This is a genomic window from Antarctobacter heliothermus (genome assembly GCF_002237555.1).
GTDB classification, from domain to species: Bacteria; Pseudomonadota; Alphaproteobacteria; order Rhodobacterales; family Rhodobacteraceae; genus Antarctobacter; species Antarctobacter heliothermus_B.
Genome location: NZ_CP022540.1, coordinates 987,814 through 1,006,884, shown reverse-complemented (window position 1 = coordinate 1,006,884; position 19,071 = coordinate 987,814). Strand labels below are relative to the sequence as shown.

Sequence of the window (19,071 nt, the reverse complement as noted above, 5' to 3'; positions counted from 1 at the left end):
CGATGCCCGGACCGTTGAACAGACCGCTGCCCATTCTCCTCCTGACCCGGCCAGAGGCAGCCTCGGCCCGGTTTGCGGAACAATGCGGGGACTTTGGGCTGCGGTTTGACACCGTGATCTCGCCGCTTTTCCGGATTGAGGCGACGGGATCGCTGCCGGATGCCTCGGCGGCAGGCGGACTGATCTTTACCTCTGCCAATGGGGTCGCGGTTTGGTTGGCGCAGGGCGGTCGGCGCGATCTGCCCGTTTATACCGTTGGAGATACCACTGCGCGGGCGTCCGAGGCGGCGGGGATGCGTGCCCATAGCGCAGGCGGCGCGGCGGATGACCTGATCAACTGGCTGATCGCCCACAGCCCGGCCGTGCCGTTGTTGCATCTGCACGGGCGGCACACACGCGGCGATGTGGCGGCACGCCTGACCATGGCTGGCCTGACCTGCGAGTCTGACGTGATCTACGACCAACCGGCACAGCCCCTGTCCGCAGAGGCGCGCGCCGCGCTGATGGGACCGGCCCCCGTGATTGTGCCGGTCTTTTCCCCGCGAACGGCTGAATTGCTGGCGCAGGAACGCGCACAAGCGCCTCTTCTTGTCGCGGCCATGAGCGAAGCTGTGGTCAACGCGCTCGGGTCGCTGCATAAACAGGACCTGAAAGTGGCTGCGCGGCCCGAGTCGGTGGCAATGAGAGAAGTCGTCCTGGACCTCCTCAAACGGGCAGAGGCAGGTGATTTTTAAGCCGGTCGACCTATGTGGACCGTTGGTATGCGAGGGGAACTGATCAAGTGGCGAAGTCGATCAAGGATAAGCCCGCCGACAAGGGTGCGGCAAAAGACAGCCCGCCTGAGGCGGATGCGCTGACACCTGACGCGCCGGAAACAACGGACTCCCTGCCAGGTGTCGACGGCAACGACAGCCTGACGGATGCGCCGACGGATGTTGTTGAAGATACCTTTCGGGCACAGGATGGCGACGACACCGTCGCGGAACCGATGTTGGAAACCGGCGACCCGGCAGACAGCGATCCCGTAAGTATCGGGGACGACTTTCTGGATGCGGCCCCCTATGAGGACACGTTGGTGGCCGATGCCGCCGCGCCCGAGATTGACACCGACCCGATGATGGCCGCTGCCGCGCCGCAGGTGGTCCGGGAAACGGTGGTAGACCGCAAAGGCGGTTTCATGCCGATGGTGCTGGGCGGTGTCGTCGCCGCCGGGCTGGGCTTTGTCGCGGGCAGCTATCCTGATCTGCCCTTCATGGGCGGCGCAGATGAGATCGAGGATCCCTTTGTCTCGGAAACCCGCGCTGCGTTGCTGTCGCAGGGCGAGCAGATCGAAACGCTGACCAATCGGGCGACAACCACGGATGAGGCACTGGGCAAGATCGACCTTGCCCCGCTTGGCACCTCTGTCACCGCGCTGGAGGGTGGGCTTGGCGAGCTTCAGACGTCGCTTGCGGCGCTGGACACCAAGCTGACCGGCCTCAGCGACAAGGCTACGGCTTTGGACATCCGGCTAACGTCGATCGAGAAACAACCGCTGGTCGATGCCGTGTCGCCGGACACCGTTGCAGCCTATGAACGCGAGCTGGAGACGCTCAAGGCTGATGTTGCAGCCCAAAAGGCCGCCATCGCCGCCGCGCAGGCCGATCAACTGGCCACGATGGAGGCGGCACGCAAGGAAATCGAGGCAATGGCAGAACGCGCCCGCGCGTCCGAGCAAAGCGCCGAAACTCGCGCCACCCTTGCCGCCAGCCGCGTCGCTCTTGCCGATCTCACCACCCGCGCCCGTGACGGTCAGCCCTATGCCGAACCGCTGGCTGTGTTGACGGCAAATGGCGTGGACGTGCCGGGACCACTGGTTGAGGGAGCACAGGACGGCCTGCCCACGGCGTCTGCCCTGATTTCCAGCTTTCCCGACGCGGCGCGTGACGCACTGGCAGTGGCCCGCGCCAACGCTGTCGACGCCCCGGATGCGGGGGGTGTCGGGGGCTTTCTGCGCAACCAGCTTGGCGCGCGCTCTGTCACGCCCCGCGAAGGCAGCGATCCCGATGCGGTCCTATCGCGCGCCGAAGCGGCGCTGCGCAATGGCGATCTGAATACTGTCTTGACCGAGGTCGAGATGCTGCCGGAGGCGGCACAGAATGAAATGTCGGACTGGGTGGCGATGGCCCGGTTGCGGCGCGATGCCCTCGCCGCCACTGCCGATCTCACCCAGACACTGAACCAGGAATAAGGGTCGGAACCATGCTTTGGTCACTAATCAAGATCGTTGTGTTCGTCGCGCTGGTCGCGGCCCTGGCCCTTGGCGCTGGCTATCTGCTGGAAAGCTCGGGGGGGATTCAGGTCACCGTCGCGGGGATGGAATTCACCCTTGGCCCGCTGCAATCGGTGATAGCTGCCGTTGTCCTTGTCTTTGTCGTCTGGCTGTTCTTCAAGCTGTTCGGACTGGTGATCGCCACACTGAAGTTCATTAACGGCGATGACACCGCACTCAGCCGCTATTTCGACCGCAACCGGGAGCGCAAAGGCTTTCAGGCCTTGTCCGAGGGCATGATGGCACTGTCTTCCGGTGAGGGGCGTCTGGCGATTGCCAAGGCCACCAAGGCGGAAAAATACCTGCACAAGCCAGAGTTGACCGATCTGATCACCGCGCAGGCGGCGGAAATGGTCGGCGACAACCGCAAGGCCGAAGAGGTCTACAAACGCCTGCTGAAAAATGACAGCACGCGGTTTGTCGGCATTCGCGGCATCATGAAGCAAAAGCTGGCCAGCGGCGACACCGATACGGCGCTGCAATTGGCCGAACGCGCCTTTGCCATCAAGCCCAAACACACCGAAGTGCAGGACACGTTGTTGCAGTTGCAGGCGGAAAAGCACGACTGGTCCGGCGCGCGTAAAACTTTGGCGGCCAAGCTGAAACACGGCGCGCTGCCGCGCGATGTCTATCGCCGCCGCGATGCTGTTCTGGCGCTGTCTTCGGCGACAGAGATCGACGATCCGGAGGCCAGCGGTAAGGCCGCCGAGGCCGCGATCGAGGCCAACCGCGCCTCTCCCGATCTGATCCCCGCTGCGGCATTGGCCGCGCGCGCCTATATCGATCAGGGGCGCAAGCGTAACGCGATGAAGGTGATCAAAAAGGCCTGGGAATCGCATCCTCATCCCGACCTTGCCGCCGCCTTTGCCGCGATCGAACCGAATGAGACCCCGGACGAGCGGGTTCAGCGGTTTGTCCAGCTCACCCGAATTCAGCCCGACCACCGTGAGACCAAACTGCTCAAGGCCGAACTGAACCTGACCGCTGAGAATTTCCCCGAGGCGCGTCGCGCGCTGGGCGATCTGGTCGAAAAGGACGCGGACGCCCGCGTGCTGGCGATCATGGCAGCCATCGAAAAGGGCGAAGGCGCCAAGGACGCGGTGATCCGCGGCTGGCTGGCCAAGGCATTGACCGCGTCGCGCGGTCCGCAATGGGTCTGTGACAAGTGTAACGCCATCCACGCGGACTGGGCACCGATCTGTTCCAACTGCTCGGCCTTTGACACGCTCAGCTGGACCACACCGCCGCAATCCGAAGTGGTGCTGCCCGCAGGGGCCAACATGCTGCCGCTGATCATCGGCAGCGCGCTGGAGGACAAGTCTGACGAGGTCGGAGACACCCCCGAGGTGATCGACGTCGGTCCCGACATGCCCGCAACCGCCGCCCCGACAGCGGCCAAGCCGCCAGTGTCCGAGCCGGAAGATGCCGAAGTGATCGAGGCCGAAACCCCTGTAAAAGAAGACGCAAAGTAGCGTCTTTTCCCACGCGGCCCCGCGTTCGTGGACACGGGGCCCACGGTGGACGAAGGGCCCGGTGTGCCGGAGTGGCCCTGAGAATTGGACCGTTCAGGCTATCTGCGCGGAGAATTGGTCGCGCAGCAGGTTTTTCTGGACCTTGCCCATGGTGTTGCGCGGCAGTTCCTTCAGCAGGTGGATGGCGCGAGGGTGTTTGAACCGGGCTAGTTGCGGGCGCAGGGCCTCTAGCAGCGCGTCGGGGTCGGGGGTGGTACCGGGTGAGGGGACTATGGCGGCAATCACCGCCTCGCCGAAATCCGCATCCGGCACACCGACAACAGCGGATTCCGCGACGCCTGGCAGGGCGTCCAGCAGCACCTCAATCTCTTTGGGATAAATGTTGTAGCCGCCCGAGATGATCAGGTCCTTTTGCCGACCAACGATAGCGACATAGCCGTCCTTGTCGATCTGGCCGAGGTCGCCGGTGATGAAGAAGCCAGTGTCGCGCAATTCCTCTGCCGTCTTTTCCGGCATCCGCCAGTAGCCTTTGAATACGTTCGGCCCGCGCACCTCTATCATGCCGATCTCACCGTCGGGCAGGATCTCTCCGGTCTGCGGATTGGTGATGCGCAATTCGACCCCCGGCAGCGGAAACCCGACGGTCCCGGCGCGACGTTCAGCGTCATAGGGGTTGGAGACGTTCATATTGGTTTCGGTCATACCATAGCGTTCAAGGATGCGGTGGCCGGTGCGAGTTTCGAACTGCTCATGGGTTTCGGCCAGCAGCGGGGCAGAACCGGAGACGAACAGCCGCATGTGCCCGACCAGATCGCCGGTGAACCGGGCGTCGCCTAGCAGCCGGGTGTAAAAGGTCGGCACCCCCATCAGCACCGTGGCGCGGGGCAAGTCCGCCAGAACCGCGTCCAGCTGAAAGCCGGGATGGAACAGCATCGCAGCCCCTGACAAGGCAGAGACATTGATCGCCACAAACAGCCCGTGGGTGTGAAAGATCGGCAGCGCGTGCAGTAGCACGTCCTTGTCCGTAAAGCGCCAAAGGTCGACCAACGCGTGGGCGTTGGACAACAGGTTGTCGTGGGTCAGCATCGCGCCCTTGGACCGGCCCGTGGTCCCAGAGGTATAGAGGATCGCGGCCAGATCATCGGGGCCACAGGGCAGGGGGGGCTGATCGGGTGCGGCTGCTGTGGCGCGGTCGGTCAGGGTGCCCCCACCTTCAGTATCCATCGTCAACAGGCTGGCCCCCTTGGGCAAAAGCGGAGTGATCGACTCTGCCCGCGCGGGATCACAGACCACAAGGCCGGGTTCCGCGTCATTCAGAAAGTAGTCCAGTTCGGCGGCAGTGTAGGCGGTGTTCAGCGGCAACAGCACCAGACCGGCGCGCAGGCAGGCGGCGTAGACCGCCAGCGCGGGGGCGGATTTTTGCACCTGAACGGCGACGCGGTCGCCCTTTTGCAGGCCGAGATCGGCAAAGACATTTGCCATCCGCGCAGAGGCGGTCAGCATGTCGTCATAGCTGAGGCTCTGGCCCCCGGGCAGGTGCAGAAAGGGGGCGGTGTTGCCAGCGTGACAGCCGAACAGCGGGTCGAAAAGGTGATTGGTCATCGCGGTCTTTCAGCTTTGTGTTTTGGCGGCGTGGGATTTCAACAGGGTCGCCAGCGGGCGGGTATGGGCCACGGTGCCGGAGGCCGAGTGCCGCTCTATGTTGGGGTCGATCTGGGCGAGGTCGTAGAGGTAGTTGACCATCGCGCCGCAAGACTGCCGTAGCCCGTTGGTTGAGCGATCCGCGCCGATGTGGATGTCATGGATCAACGCGCCATTGCCGAGGTGAAAGCGCGCCACCGGGTCCAGCGGGCCGCCGCGCTTGTGTTTCTCGGAAATCAGATAACGGGCGACGTAGCCGCGCAGGGTATCATCGGCTTTGCCGTCTTCGGCCTCTGCCATGGCCTGCGCCAGTTTGGCCGACTCTGCCTCTGAAAGGGTGGGCAACACCTGTTCCGCCCAGCGACGAAACCCAGGGATGGGTGACAGGGTGACAAAGGTGGTCAACTGGGGCAGGGCGGTTTTCAGATCCTCGACCACCTGTTTGATCAGCGAATTGCCAAAGGAAATCCCGCGAAGCCCTTTTTGGCAGTTGGAAATGGAATAGAACACGGCGGTGTTGATCTTTTCCGGGGCGAGGGCGGGGCGGTCCTCTGCCAGCACGGCCTGAATGTTGTTGGCGATGCCATCGGTCAGGGCGACCTCGACAAAAATCAGCGGCTCATCCGGCATGGCGGGGTGAAAATAGGCGTAACAGCGGCGGTCGTCGGGCAACAGGCGGCGGCGCAGGTCATCCCAACTGTCGATGGCATGTACCGCCTCATATTCGATGATCTTTTCAAGGATGCTGGCGGGGCTGTCCCAATTGATCCGACGCAGCACCAGAAAGCCCTGATTGAACCAAGACCGGAAGAGATGCAGGAAATCCTGATCAATGACGGCCAGATGCGGCGCATCCTTAATCATCGCCAACAGATCACAGCGCATCGCCACAAGGTCAGCCGTGGCCCCGGCGACCCGGTTCAGGCGGCGTAGCAATTCCTGCCGGGGTGGTTCGGCACAGGCGGTCAGCGCCGCCAGCGTTTTCGGATCGCGCGAATTGGCGTAGTTGGTGGCAAGCTGGGCCAGAGTTTCGGCATCGATGTCGAAATCATGCGCAAGCATGTCAAAAAAGACGCGTTTGTCTGCCCCGCTCATCTCGCGGTATTTCGCCAGTAGCGCGCGGGACACCTTGCTGAACGACACGTCCCCCAGATCGGTCAGCAGCAGGTCACACAGTGCGCGTGCTGACCGTTTGTCATCAAGACGTGCGCCTGATCGGTTGCGTTGCGTGATGGTCGACAGAAGGTCGATCAGATAGCTCGACTGAATCATCTGTATCTCGGCTCTTTCAGGGTTTGTCTGGCCCGGAACGATTGGGCCCCTTGCTCAGGCCAGCGTTACTTTCGCAGTCGACAGCCCGACTGTCACGGTCAGTGAGCCCTCATTCACCAGCCAGCGACGCAGGGTGTAGGTACGCGCGCCTGTACTGTGCATTGGGTCGGCATCGGCCAGCGCGCGTGCAGCGTCCAGCGTGTCAGCGCGGTAGATGATCAGGCCCGCGCCCTCGATCTGGGTGCCGGTGTCATCCGAAAGCGGCCCGGCAAGGACAAGACTGCCCTGCGATTCTAGCGCGCGCTGATACGTCAGGTGATCGGGCAGCACCGAGCCCAGATCTGGCCCGTCCGTGGCAGGCACCGTCATGACCGCATATAGCTCCAGCCCCAATGCACCCCTTGCGCGGGCGGTGTCGCGGTAGGTGGTCCAGTCCGGCATTTTGTCCCCCTCCAAAATATCGATATTTATTGACATACACATTTTATATCGCCAAAAGAAAGGAAATTCTGAGAGGAGAAGCCATGAAACTGCTGGTGGGGACTTATGACGGGGCCGCTGCGGTCTACAGGGTCGACGGGGCGCAGGCGGTGAACCTGACCGCCGCGCTGCCACAGATCGGGGCGGACCTGTCGGCGCTGATCGCCTCGCCTGAGTTGATGGCGCAGGCCGCCGCGGTTGAGGGTGCTGGCGTTGCCGTGGCAGAGATCACACCTGAATTGCCCGTCAACGCACCGGGCAAAATCCTGTGTCTTGGCCTGAACTATATCGAACACATCAAAGAAGGCGGCTATGACATCCCGGATTATCCGGCGATTTTCATGCGCACGCGCCAATCCATCATGGCGGCGGGCGCGCCGCTGGTGCGGCCGACCTGCTCTGACAAGCTGGACTATGAGGCAGAGCTGATGATCGTTGTCGGCAAGGGCGGGCGTCACATCTCTGAGGCGGACGCGCTGGACCACGTCTTTGGCTATACGGTGTTCAACGACGGGTCGGTGCGCGATTTCCAGCGCAAGACGCACCAGTGGACGCCGGGCAAGAACTTTGACCAGACCGGTGCCATCGGGCCGTTTGTCGTCACGCCCGACGATTTGCCAGAGGGTGCCAAGGGTCTGAAGATCGAAAGCCGGGTGGGGGATGAGATCCTGCAAAGCTCGAACACCGGAAACATGATCTGGGGTGCGGCGCAGACCATCGCCATCATGTCCGAATTCACCACGCTGGAGCCGGGCGACCTGATCGCGCTGGGCACGCCTCCGGGTGTTGGCCATGCCAAGAAACCCGATCCGCGCTGGCTGCGCCCGGGTGAGGTGGTCGAGATCGAGATTGAGGGCATCGGCATCTGCGCCAGCCCGATTATGGATGAGGCCGATCTGGCAAAGGCGGCGGAATGAGTGAGGTCGTCGATCCACGCGCCGAGGCGCAGGCAGCCGTGCGTGACCTGCGCACGCGCAAGGGACGGCTGGACGATGCCTCGATCGATCTGATCCTGCGCGATGCGCGGTCGCACTATGCCTGGACGGACAAACCAGTTCCCGATGCGCTGTTGCGTGAGATCCATGAGATCATGATTGCCGGGCCAACCAGCATGAACACCTTGCCCGCGCGGTTCATCTATGTCCGCAGCCACGCGGCCAAGGAGCGACTGGCGAAGTCCCTGAAGGAAAAGAACATTGCCAAGATGATGGCCGCCCCGGTGACGGCGATCATTGCCTATGACCCGATGTTCTGGACCCGTCTGCCGGAAACCTTTCCGCATGAGGACCGCCGACCGCTGTTCCGTGACAAGCCAGAGCATTGCGAAGTGACGGCACTGCGCAATTCGACCTTGCAGGGGGCCTATTTCATGATCGCAGCGCGGGCGCTTGGTCTGGACGTGGGGGCCATGTCTGGTTTTTCCAATGCCATCGTCGATCAGGAGTTTTTTGCCGAGAGTGGCTGGAAATCCAACTTTCTGTGCAATCTCGGCTACGCGGATGAAAGCGCGCTGTTCGGAAAATTACCGCGTTTCTCGTTCGATGACGTGAGTTCAGTGATCTGACAGTCGCGCGGAGGAGGAGCCGCGCCACTGCCAATAGAAACGTCGAGATCCGATCAATCGGGCCGGCAGACCGCGCCTACGCGGCGCATTCCAAGGGAGGAACACCATGACTTTTGTTTCTAAGGGGCTGACCGCGACGTTGGCGGTTTTGTTGACCACGGCCGCGCCTGTCTGGGCTCAGGAAAGCATCACCATCAACGTGATCGACGGCTATCCGGCGCGCTCGATGTGGGTCCAGGAGTTCACCAACTTCTTTATCCCCGAGGTCGATAAACGACTGGCCGAAACCGGTGCCTACACCATCGACTGGCGTGAAAGCTATGGCGGCACAGTGGTCAAGCCGCGCGGCGTGCTGGAGGGTCTGCAACTGGGTCTTGGCGATATCGGCATCGTCACCACGATTTTCCACAGCTCCAAGCTGCCCAGTCAGGCGATTGCGGCGGTGACGCCGTTTGTGTCGTCCGACGCGCGGGTGGTGGCCAAAGCGGTGGATGAGATCGCCCGGGAATTTCCGACCATGCAAGAAGAGTTCGCCGCCCAGAACCAAGTCTATCTGACCACCGGTGTGGTGCTGGACACCTACCAGTTGTTTTCGCGGGACAAGGTGGAATCCCTTGCCGATCTTGAAGGCACCAAGATCGCCGGCGCGGGCATGAACCTGCGGTACGTTGAGGGGATCGAGGGCGCGGCGGGTGTGCGCGGAGGCCTGACCGATTTCTACAACATGATGCAGACAGGACTGGTGGACAGTTCCATGCTCTGGCCAGAGGCGGCAGCGACCTTCAAGATCTCCGAGGTCGGCCCCTACATGCTAGAGGCGGATTTGGGCGCAGTGAACACCAAGACTGTGACCGCGAACGCCGATTTCTGGGGTGGCCTGCCAGAGGAAGTACAGACCGCCATCACAGAGGTGGCCGTAGCCTACCGCGATCACCTTGCCGACCTGGCGATGGAACGCGCGGCCGAGGCCCGCGATGCCTATGTCGCCGGGGGCGGCACCATCGTTCCGATGAGCGATGAGCAGCGCGCCGCATGGGTTGGTTCGATGCCCGATATTGCTGCCGAATGGGCCATGGGTCTGGACGATGACGGCAAGCCGGGATCGGACATGCTGCGCGCCTATCTGGCCAAGGTCAGTGATGGCAACGCGTTGCGCGACTGGACGGCCGGGCTGCCCAAGTGACGGCACCCAATGCCCAAAGCGGTTCGCCGGTAGCAAAAGGCTACCGGCGGCTGCACGGTGCGGTGTCCCGATTGGTGCACGGCGTCGCACTGGGGGCCAACGCAACCGGAACGTTGATGGTGCTCGCCCTCGTGATCGTGGTGAACTACGACATGCTGGCGCGCACCCTTGCCAATCGTCCGCTACACGGCACGATCGAACTGGTGCAGTTCGCCATGGTGCTGATCGTGTTCCTTCAACTGCCCGATGTGATCCGCGCCGGGCGGCTGACGCGGTCGGACGGGTTTTTGGTCCTACTGGAAACACGCGCGCCGCGTGTCGCGGACATGCTGCGTCGGGCCATCGACCTGCTGAGTTTTGTCGTCATGACCATGATCGCCGTCGCCTCCTTTCCGCTGTTCTTCGAGATGTGGGAAAGCCAAGACTACTTCGGCATTCCGGGTGTCTTTACAGCGCCTTGGTGGCCGATCAAGCTGACGGTGCTGGCAAGTGCCATCCTCTGCGCCACGGTCTTTGCGCTGAAAGTCCTCAAACCGGGGAGCGCGAGCACCCAATGAGTCCCATCGAAATTGGCGCCATCTCGGTCGCGGCCATTGTGGCCCTGATCTATCTGGGCGTGTACATTCCCATCGCGTTGACGGCCGTGTCCTTTGTGTCGATCTGGCTGATGCGCGATAACTTCACTCTCGCGCTGAACTTGCTGAAAATCGCGATCAGCGAAAGCGCGATGGAATACCCGTTTGCCACCATTCCGCTGTTCAGCTTCATGGGGTTGGTGGTCTCCAAGGCGGGCTTGGGCAGCGACATATACGCGGTCATGAGCGCGGCCTTCCGCCGTGTGCTGGGGGGCATCGGCATGGCCACCGTCGGTGCGAATGCCGCTTTTGCTGCCGTGACCGGCAGTTCCATTGCCTCGGCCTCGGTCTTTTCAAAGGTCGCGGTGCCCGAAATGCTGAAATACGACTATAACCCGCGCTTTGCCGTCGGGGTTGTGGCCGGCTCGTCGGTGCTGGGCATGATCATCCCTCCCAGCGCCATGCTGATCATCTATTCCTTCGTCGCCGAACAATCGGTGGGTGAAATGTTCATCGCGGGCGTGATCCCCGGCCTGATGCTGGCCGGGGCCTATATCGGCGCGATCTGGGTCATGGGGCGGTTTACTCCCGGCTTTGTCGGTGGCCGCCCGGCCGAGGATTACGTACCGATGGGCTGGGGCGAGATTGCCCGCAAGACCCTGCCGATGCTGGGCCTGATCGTGACCGTGATCGGCGGTATCTACCTTGGCTGGACCACCCCGGTCGAGGCCGGGGCGGCGGGCGCAGCACTTGGCCTGCTGATTGCCGTGGCGCGTCGGTCGATGACGTGGCGCGGGCTGTGGGATACGCTGATCGAGACAGGGCACATCACCGCCGCGATCCTGTTCCTGATCACCGCCGCATCGATCTATAGCCGGATGCTGGGTCTTGCGGGCCTGCCCCGCGAACTGGAAGCCATCCTTGCCAGCAATGAGTTCAGCTTTGTCGTCATCATGATCTTCTATGTCATCCTGATGCTTTTCCTTGGGACCATTCTGGACACCGCGTCGATCATCCTGATCGTTGTGCCGCTGTTTTTGCCGTTGATCGAGCCGATGGGTCTCAGCCTTGTCTGGTTCGGCATCATCACCGTGATCGGGGCCGAAATCGGCCTGCTGACACCGCCCTTGGGGATATCCTGTTTCGTCATCAAGGCGACGCTGAATGACCCGCGCATCACGCTGAAGGACGTGTTCCTTGGGGCGCTGCCCTTTGCAGCGGTGATGCTGGTGGTCCTTGTGGTTCTGATCGCCTTCCCCTCACTTTCCCTTGCTTTGCTGTAGGAGGCTGCCATGCGTGACGTGACGCCCGACAATATCACCGAGGTTTTCACCGGCTATTTCGGCCCCGACACAGATCCGCGGTTCAAAGAGGTGATGGGCGCGCTGGCGCGTCACCTGCATGCTTTCACCAAAGAGGTTGGCCTGACCCATGATGAATGGCGCGCTGGGCTGAAGGCGATGGAATGGGCGGCAGAGATCACAACGCCTGAGCGCAATGAGTTTGTGCTGATGTCGGACGTGCTGGGCCTGTCTTCGCTGGTGGACATGGTCAATTCGCACCCCGGCGCCACCAGTTCCAGCGTGCTGGGGCCGTTCCATGTCTCTGACGCGCCGCCGATTGCCATGGGCGCTGACCTGAAGGGCGACTTCGAGGGCGAGGTGCTGCTGGTTCAGGGCCAGGTGCGCGATCTGGACGGCAACCCGATCCCCGGCGCAAAGCTGGACATCTGGCAGACCGCGCCTAACGGGCTGTATTCCAGCCAAGATCCGGATCAGGACATCATGTCCTTTCACGGGCTGATGACGGCGGACGAAGAGGGGCGCTATGCCTTCACCACTGTGCGCCCGGTGGAGTATACCGTGCCGACGGATGGACCTGTGGGGCAGATCCTGAACGCCGCCGGGCGGCACCCGTGGCGACCCTCACACTTGCATTTCATCATCACCGCGGATGGCTGCCGCGAACTGGTGACAGAGGTCTTCCCCGAGGATGATCCCTATCTGGATCAGGACACCGTGTTCGGCGTGCGCCGCGATCTGGTGATGTCCTATGAGCCACAACCTGCGGGCACCTTCCCTGAGGGGTTTGATCTGTCCGGCAAGGTGGACGGCGCGTGGTCCAAGGTGAATTTCGATTTCAAACTGCTCCGCCGCTGAGCATTTCGTGACCGCCCTAGCCTTGCCCCGGTCTTGGCAAGGGGGCGGTGCTCTGTTCATGTGCGCGCGACCACATCAAAAGGACATGCCATGACATCGCCTAAACCCCGCGTCGGCCAAAAAGTCGACGAAATGCAGCTTGCCGTGGCGGGTGAGGATCGCGCCATTGCCGTCGGTGCGCCCAAGGACCGCTGGACCATGCTGTTTGTCTATCGCGGAAAGCACTGCCCGCGCTGCAAACGGTTCCTGTCCAAGCTGAACACCACCCTGTCGAACTGGACGGCCAAGATGGACGTGGTCGTTGTTTCCGCCGACCCCGAGGACAAGGCGCTGGCGGACAAGGCAGAGTTCGGTTGGAATTTTGACCTGTGCTATGGCCTGACAGAGCCGCAGATGCGCGCGCTTGGCCTCTACGTCTCGGAACCGCTGTCCGAGGCAGAGACCGACGCGATCTTTGCCGAACCGGGTGCCTTTGCCCTGCGGCCCGACGGGACGCTGATGCTGGTTGATATTTCCAACGGTCCCGCCGCGCGGCCGGATCTGGAGGAACTGCTGGACGGCATGATTTTTAATATCGACAAGGATCGCCCGGTGCGCGGAACGGCCTGAATACTATTCGCCGGGGCGCGTGCCGCCAAGCGCATCGCGCAGCGCCCCGGCCTCTTGTGCCAGTGCCTTGAACCGGTTGACGCCCAGCGCCTTGGCGCCATAGGCGTCCATCGAGGTCCAGACCGCGTCGATCTCTGCCAATAGCCCGCGTCCCTTGTCTGTCAGGGACAACAGATTGCCGCGTGTGTCCTGGGGATCGGGCCGCCGCGCGATATAGCCGCCCGCGATCAACCGGCTTGTCATGGTGCTCATGCTGGCCTGCGTCACCTTGAAGGCCCGCGCCAAGTGCGCCTGAGACACCTCTCCCATGTGGGCCAGACCGTCGATCAGTCGCGCCTGTCGGGGACCAAGGCCAAGCGGTTTCAGCCTGCGGGTCAGTTCTGCTTCCAGCAGGTCGGCGGAATGCAGCAAAAGATGAAAAAGAGGTCGACGTTCGGTCATGAGGATATAATTAGTATGCTAAGTTAATTCTGACAACAGAATCGAAGGAGCTTTGTACGAATGTACCGATTTCACCGCTTTGCCGGAACGATGTCCATTGCCTTGGTGACGCTGCCTGCGTTGGCACATGACGGCGAACTTCACCACATCGAAGCTTTCTTTGCCGATGCAAACATTGTCTCAGGACCGTCAATTGTGGATTGCACCCTGTCCGGGGGAACAGAAACCACCTGTTTCTCGATCACGGTTAAACCGGACCCCAAAGCCTATACACCCGGTCCATGGTGCCCAACCTCTATCACCGATACCGCAGAGAGCGGCGGCATCTGGTTCCTGGATGGCGAGATCGAAGACGTCGACGGGGCATTCATCACCCGTCTGTCTGAGATCTACGGAGACACCAATTGGCAGTTGTTCGATCCAGACACCGGCGCGGTCCGCTATACTGGCACGCTGGAGGCTTGCGAGGCTGCCGCCCGCCCGGATGTGGACCCCGCCTATCAGAACTACTGTGTCCAGTGTCTGCCGGAATATGTGCCGGAAGAGGCATCACTGACCTATGTCATCCCGCTGCACCCGCAGATGACGGATGCACCTTCCCCCACCAACCGGGCGGGATCAGGCCTTGCCTATAACGGGGTACGTCTGGACGGCCCTGCGCCGGTGGATGCGATCCTGGGTGCCTATACCATCGCGCCCTTCGACGATTGCGGCGGCCATGTGAACACCCATGTCGGATATCACTACCACGCCGTGACGGATTGTCTGCAAAACGCGCCCGCCACCACGACAGAGGTTGCGGAGACGGACAAACAGATCGGCATCGCGATGGACGGCTTTCCGATCATGGCGCACCGTGACGACCTTGTTGACCAGTTGGATGCCTGCAACGGCCTGATGGTCGAGGGCGCAGGCTATCGCTATTTCGCGGGCGCGCCGGGCAGCAACGCCATTCTTGGCTGCCATGTGGCCGAAGTCGGCTGCACGCTGGAAAACGGAACCGGCGTCTGTGACGCGTCCGCTATGGCGCGCCGAGGACCGCCACCGGCAGGCGCAGGCGCGCCACCACCGCCGGCAGACTAAGGCGATCAGCCCTCTACTGGCACCTCCGGCCGTTCGCGCAGGAAGGTGCCGGTTTGCTGGTAGTGGCTGAGCAGCCGTTGTGAGGCCAGATCGACATCCCGCGCCACTGCCGCCTCAAGGATTTCGCGATGTTCGCGCGGAACGTCGCGTGTGCCATAGTTCTGCGACCGTCCGGCCAGATAGCGATAACGCACGTTCAGATCGTACAACTGACTGCAATAGCGCAACAAAATAGGTGAGCCGCAATTCGCCAGCAGAGCAACGTGAAACGTCTTGTGCCGTTCTTCAAAGGTGGCGATGTCGCCCGTATCAACCCGCGCCATGCGGTGATGGGCCAGCACCAGTGCCTCTTCCCATGTGTCGTCAGCGGCGGCAAGTGAATCGCGCAGGGCCATGTCTTCTAGCGCGCAGCGCAGCTTGAGGATTTCGGCAAAGTTATCCTGACTGACCGGCGCGGCGCGAAAGCCGCGCTGGTCCAGCCGTTCAACCAACTGGTCGGAGACCAGCAGCGTCAGCGCCTCGCGGATCGGCGAGGCGCCGGTTTGTAGTCGGTCCTTGAGATGCTCGATCTTCAGCTTTTCGCCGGGGGCGAGGTCACCGGTGATGATCATCTGCCGGATTGCCTGATAGGTGCTTTGCGTGGCGGACACGACAGGCGGGGTCACGGGCGATGACGCAGGGGCGGGGCTGTTGGCATTCATGCGCTTGTCTTAGCCCCGGACTGTGAAAAGGCAAAGCGCCTTGCGCGCGTCATGTCTGCTGACGGTTAGGGATGCCACGTCGCGCGTCACCTCTCGCGTCGCGGGTGGTGACGCCATCATTCAGGACAAACATGATGATGCAGGTTTCGGTTCCCTTGTTGGACCACGCATGATTGGTGCCGCGCTGGATGCAGACATCGCCCGCCTTTAGCAGGACATCGTCTTCGGGGTCGTCCATCAGCATCCAGATTTCACCGGTGAGGACCAGCGCGTAGTCGACGCTGTCGGTGCGATGCATGAACGGGTGGCGCGCGCCTTCGACGATGTTGGCCGCCGCACCCATTTCGGCAAAGGCGGTTGCGCCGTCCAATTTGGCCATGACCTCGGGGTCTTCGGGCTGAAACTCGACACAGCGGAACACGCTTCCATTGGCGGGCGGGTGCAGGGTGAAATCGCCAGTGCAGGTTTCGGTCGCGCCGTCGTATTCGGCGGGCGTGCCGTCCGAGATCCAGAAGTTGGTCAGGCGCACACCTGGGCGGTTTGGCCGTTCAAGGAACTGCGCGGCGGTCTGGTCGCTTTCGATGATTGCGCGACCAGTGGAATCGTGTCCGGTGACGACGCGGCGGAACTCTTTCATGGGGTATCCTTTCAGGTCAGGTGGCGTGCTTGCGCGCGCGGAATTCGGTCAGGGCCCAGAGGGCGGCCATCAGGGCAATGCCAATCGCCGCGCTGGTGAGGTCCTGAAACAGGAGGAGAACCCCCGCCAGCGCGGCGACGACCCGGCCCAAAAGAGAGAGCGGCCGGTGGAACACGCCGATCACGGCGATGGCCAGCGCCGTCACCCCCAACGCGCCGGTGACAACGGCGGTCAGGTTCTGACCCAGTGTGCCCTGCAACAGCAGGCCGGGGCCAAAGCAAAAGGCAAAGGGCAGCAGAAAGCTGGGCGCGGCATAGGCGGCGGCGGTCCAGCCGGATTTGTTGATATCCGCCCCCGCGATCCCCCCAGCCACATAGGCGGCAAGCGCCACGGGGGGCGTGATGGTTGAGATACAGCCGAAGTAGAAGACAAAGAAATGCGCGGTCAGCACCGGCACCCCCATCTTGACCAGAGCGGGCGCCACCACGGTGGCAAGGATCAGATAGGCGGCGGTGGTGGGCAGACCCATGCCAAGGATGATCGATACGATCATCGTCAGCACTAGCGCGATCAGCAGGCTGCCGCCGGACCCGAGGTCGATCAGCACCGCGATCTTGGACCCCAACCCGGTCAGGCCAAGAATGCCTGCAATGATCCCCGCCGCCGCACAGGCAGCAGAGATGGTGACGACGTTCGACGCGCCCTCTGTCACAGCACCGGCGATGCGGGTCAGCAGGTCACGGTCAATGCGGCGGTTCCAGATAACAGTGGCGACGATCATTGCCCCCATCGCCCAAAGGGACGCCTTGAATGGTGAATATCCCAACAACATCAGACCCAAGAGCAACGCAAAGGCGGCGATGAATGGCATGCCGTCCCAAAGGACGCGGGCCGTGGTGCGGGGGTCTTTGGATGGGGTGGTCACAGGCTCGATCCCGCTGCGCACGGCGCGCAAGTGGACCACGACAAAGGCGGTGCCAAAAAACAGCAGCGCCGGCAGCAGGCCGGTGGCCATGATTTCGGTGTAAGAGACGCCCACCACCTCGGCCATGATAAAGGCGGCGGCCCCCATGACAGGGGGCATGATCTGCCCGCCGGTCGAGGCGACAGCCTCAACCGCTGCGGCCTGATGTGGGGCGTATCCCTCACGTTTCATCAGCGGAATGGTCAGGGTTCCGGTCACGGCGACATTGCCTGCCGCAGACCCTGACACCATGCCGATCAGCGAGGAAAACAGCACCGCCGATTTGGCCGATGCCGCGCGCATGCCGCGTGTCAGGCGGAACGAAATCTCAAAAAAGAAGTCCCCTGCGCCGAGGCGCGACAGCAAAGAGCCGAAGATGGTGAAGGTGATGATATAGGTCGCCGCAACACCGATAGGGATACCATAAATGCCTTGGGTGTCGGTGGTCAGAAAGGTCACAACCCGTTCCAATCCATATCCGCGCCCGTTCAGGATTCCGGGCAGCCATGGGCTGACAAATGGGTAGAGGAAAAACACCAAGGTGATCAGCGCAAGGATCAGACCGATGCCCCGCCGCGCGGCCTCGAACACCAGTGCGACGATGACGATGCCCGCCCAATAATCCTGTTCGATGGTCATGCCGCCGCTGAAGGCGATCGGCTTCCACCGTGACAACAGCCAGCCGCTGGCAATGAGTGCGGCAGCGATGAGAGCCATATCCAGTGCCCGCGCAATCCGGTTGTGTTCCAGCCCCGGTGCCGCGGGTTTGCGGGCGAAAAGCAGGGTCAGCGCCAACATCAGGTGTGTCAGCCGCATCTCCATCGTCGACATGGCGATCACGCCGGAAACGATCAGCAGGTGATATGCGCCAAAGACAAAGGCCACGACGGCCAGCAGTTTTGCAGGCGTGAGGGTCTCGCGCAGGCCGAACATGGCGCGCTCCTTTTACTGATTGTCTGAATGGGGGCGGGGCCACGATAGCCCCGCGCGACGCGTTACTGCGCAAAATAGGCGGCGGCGCCCTCATGCAGTTCAATAGACAGACTTGCCGCGCGTGCCTTGTCGATCTGACGTGCGTTGGCGTTTTCGGCAGCGAACTCATCAAGGTGGTCGTAGATCGCGGCCACGATGGCCGATGCGACGTCCACATCCATGCTAGCGGGCACGATCAGCATGTTGGTCACACCCAGCACGGTGGCGGTGGTCTCCATGCCGTAGACATCAGGCGCGATGTCATAGGTGCTGTAGGCCGGGTTTTCCTCAAGGATCTGCGCCAGCTTGTCGGGGTCCATGGTGATCATGCGCAGCTTGCCAGAGGCGGCGGCCTGCATGACGGCGGCGGCAGGATACCCTGACAGCGCCAGCGCGGCATCAACATTTCCATCCGACAACTGGCTGAATCCGTCGCCATAGCTGAGAAAGCTGGGCGTGATATCATCCAGCGTCAGGCCATAGACCGGCAGCATATTATTGAGAAAACCCATGGTGCCGCCGCCCGCAGGGCCAACGGCAATACGCTTGCCCTTGAGGTCGGCAAAGCTCTGGATATCGGAACTATCGGCCACGACCATGTGCAGCACGCTGGGGTGCAGCGGGCCAAGTGCTTTGATGTCCAGCGCGTTGCCGTCATAGGCACCACGCCCGGCCACCGCATCAGCGGCAAGGTTGGCATTGGTGATACCCAGTTCGACCTCTCCCATGGCCACAAGACGCGGGTTTTGAACGGACCCCTGCGTAACGATGGGAACCATGGTCATGCCGCCCCCGGCATATTTGTTCACTAGGTTCGAGATGCTCTGCCCGACCGGAAAGAAGGCGCCGCCGACGCTGGCCGTGCCGATCCGGTATTCCTCTGCGGAAGCCGCAAGGGACATGGCCGCAAACGCAGCCCCGGCCGTAAGCGTCTTGATAAAATGTCGCATGATAGTTCCTCCCTATCATGACAATAACAGCGATATTTTGCTTCACTCAATAAAAAA

General features: G+C 62.1%; 19 protein-coding genes. 11 read left to right on the top strand and 8 right to left on the bottom strand.

Annotated features, from left to right (window positions below; translation table 11 throughout):
- Positions 1-2 precede the first annotated feature (2 nt).
- The 3 genes from ANTHELSMS3_RS04770 to ANTHELSMS3_RS04760 are packed head-to-tail and all read left to right on the top strand — an operon-like array spanning position 3 to position 3,783.
- Positions 3-734 carry a uroporphyrinogen-III synthase gene (locus ANTHELSMS3_RS04770; protein ID WP_094033880.1) on the top strand — a complete coding sequence of 244 codons (732 nt, stop codon included), beginning with the start codon at positions 3-5 and terminating at the stop codon, positions 732-734.
- 47 nt (positions 735-781) lie between these two features.
- Positions 782-2,230, top strand: a complete 1,449-nt coding sequence (locus tag ANTHELSMS3_RS04765; RefSeq protein ID WP_094033879.1) for a COG4223 family protein — start codon at positions 782-784, stop codon at positions 2,228-2,230.
- 11 nt (positions 2,231-2,241) lie between these two features.
- Positions 2,242-3,783, top strand: coding sequence for a heme biosynthesis protein HemY (locus ANTHELSMS3_RS04760; RefSeq protein ID WP_094033878.1), 1,542 nt, complete (start codon positions 2,242-2,244; stop codon positions 3,781-3,783).
- 93 nt (positions 3,784-3,876) lie between these two features.
- Here the strand turns inward: ANTHELSMS3_RS04760 and ANTHELSMS3_RS04755 are convergent, their stop codons facing one another.
- From ANTHELSMS3_RS04755 to ANTHELSMS3_RS04745, 3 genes are read right to left on the bottom strand one after another with little or no spacing between them, the layout of a single operon-like run.
- Positions 3,877-5,385: a malonate--CoA ligase gene (locus tag ANTHELSMS3_RS04755; protein WP_094033877.1), complete on the bottom strand. Its 1,509-nt coding sequence runs from the start codon at positions 5,383-5,385 to the stop codon at positions 3,877-3,879.
- A gap of 9 nt (positions 5,386-5,394) precedes the next feature.
- Positions 5,395-6,696: a malonyl-CoA decarboxylase gene (locus tag ANTHELSMS3_RS04750; protein WP_094033876.1), complete on the bottom strand. Its 1,302-nt coding sequence runs from the start codon at positions 6,694-6,696 to the stop codon at positions 5,395-5,397.
- A 54-nt stretch (positions 6,697-6,750) separates the two neighbouring features.
- A complete protein-coding gene (locus tag ANTHELSMS3_RS04745; RefSeq protein WP_094036931.1) occupies positions 6,751-7,137 on the bottom strand; it encodes a YciI family protein in 387 nt (128 codons plus the stop codon).
- An 83-nt stretch (positions 7,138-7,220) separates the two neighbouring features.
- Here ANTHELSMS3_RS04745 and ANTHELSMS3_RS04740 point away from each other — a divergent pair, with 83 nt between their 5' ends.
- The 7 genes from ANTHELSMS3_RS04740 to ANTHELSMS3_RS04710 all read left to right on the top strand — a co-directional run bounded on the left by ANTHELSMS3_RS04740 (position 7,221) and on the right by ANTHELSMS3_RS04710 (position 13,266).
- Complete coding sequence (locus tag ANTHELSMS3_RS04740; RefSeq protein WP_094033875.1) at positions 7,221-8,093, top strand: fumarylacetoacetate hydrolase family protein; 873 nt, start codon at positions 7,221-7,223, stop codon at positions 8,091-8,093.
- Positions 8,090-8,740 (top strand): malonic semialdehyde reductase, encoded by a 651-nt coding sequence (locus ANTHELSMS3_RS04735; RefSeq protein ID WP_094033874.1) that lies wholly within the window; start codon positions 8,090-8,092, stop codon positions 8,738-8,740. Before ANTHELSMS3_RS04740 ends, ANTHELSMS3_RS04735 begins: the two co-directional genes overlap by 4 nt.
- A gap of 106 nt (positions 8,741-8,846) precedes the next feature.
- Positions 8,847-9,923, top strand: coding sequence for a C4-dicarboxylate TRAP transporter substrate-binding protein (locus tag ANTHELSMS3_RS04730; RefSeq protein WP_094033873.1), 1,077 nt, complete (start codon positions 8,847-8,849; stop codon positions 9,921-9,923).
- On the top strand, positions 9,920-10,480 hold the full coding sequence (locus tag ANTHELSMS3_RS04725; protein ID WP_217621225.1) for a TRAP transporter small permease subunit: 561 nt from the start codon (positions 9,920-9,922) through the stop codon (positions 10,478-10,480). The genes ANTHELSMS3_RS04730 and ANTHELSMS3_RS04725 overlap by 4 nt, the downstream gene beginning before the upstream one ends.
- Positions 10,477-11,781 carry a TRAP transporter large permease gene (locus ANTHELSMS3_RS04720; RefSeq protein WP_094033872.1) on the top strand — a complete coding sequence of 435 codons (1,305 nt, stop codon included), beginning with the start codon at positions 10,477-10,479 and terminating at the stop codon, positions 11,779-11,781. The genes ANTHELSMS3_RS04725 and ANTHELSMS3_RS04720 overlap by 4 nt, the downstream gene beginning before the upstream one ends.
- A 9-nt stretch (positions 11,782-11,790) precedes the next feature.
- On the top strand, positions 11,791-12,657 hold the full coding sequence (locus ANTHELSMS3_RS04715; RefSeq protein WP_094033871.1) for a dioxygenase family protein: 867 nt from the start codon (positions 11,791-11,793) through the stop codon (positions 12,655-12,657).
- 90 nt (positions 12,658-12,747) lie between these two features.
- Entirely contained in the window at positions 12,748-13,266 is a 519-nt protein-coding gene (locus tag ANTHELSMS3_RS04710) for a redoxin domain-containing protein (RefSeq protein ID WP_094033870.1), read from the top strand.
- Between the two features lie 3 nt (positions 13,267-13,269).
- Here the strand turns inward: ANTHELSMS3_RS04710 and ANTHELSMS3_RS04705 are convergent, their stop codons facing one another.
- Entirely contained in the window at positions 13,270-13,707 is a 438-nt protein-coding gene (locus tag ANTHELSMS3_RS04705) for a MarR family winged helix-turn-helix transcriptional regulator (RefSeq protein WP_094033869.1), read from the bottom strand.
- A 60-nt stretch (positions 13,708-13,767) separates the two neighbouring features.
- Here ANTHELSMS3_RS04705 and ANTHELSMS3_RS04700 point away from each other — a divergent pair, with 60 nt between their 5' ends.
- Complete coding sequence (locus ANTHELSMS3_RS04700; RefSeq protein WP_094033868.1) at positions 13,768-14,790, top strand: YHYH protein; 1,023 nt, start codon at positions 13,768-13,770, stop codon at positions 14,788-14,790.
- Between the two features lie 5 nt (positions 14,791-14,795).
- Here ANTHELSMS3_RS04700 and ANTHELSMS3_RS04695 read toward each other — a convergent pair whose 3' ends face one another.
- From ANTHELSMS3_RS04695 to ANTHELSMS3_RS04680, 4 genes are all read right to left on the bottom strand, one after another.
- A complete protein-coding gene (locus ANTHELSMS3_RS04695) occupies positions 14,796-15,491 on the bottom strand; it encodes a GntR family transcriptional regulator (RefSeq protein ID WP_094033867.1) in 696 nt (231 codons plus the stop codon).
- Positions 15,492-15,540: 49 nt separating this feature from the next.
- Entirely contained in the window at positions 15,541-16,128 is a 588-nt protein-coding gene (locus ANTHELSMS3_RS04690; protein ID WP_254694846.1) for a cupin domain-containing protein, read from the bottom strand.
- A gap of 16 nt (positions 16,129-16,144) precedes the next feature.
- The gene (locus ANTHELSMS3_RS04685) at positions 16,145-18,025 is read right to left on the bottom strand and encodes a TRAP transporter permease (RefSeq protein WP_094033866.1); all 1,881 of its coding nucleotides are present in this window, start codon (positions 18,023-18,025) and stop codon (positions 16,145-16,147) included.
- 62 nt (positions 18,026-18,087) lie between these two features.
- Entirely contained in the window at positions 18,088-19,014 is a 927-nt protein-coding gene (locus tag ANTHELSMS3_RS04680; RefSeq protein ID WP_094033865.1) for a TAXI family TRAP transporter solute-binding subunit, read from the bottom strand.
- Positions 19,015-19,071 lie beyond the last annotated feature (57 nt).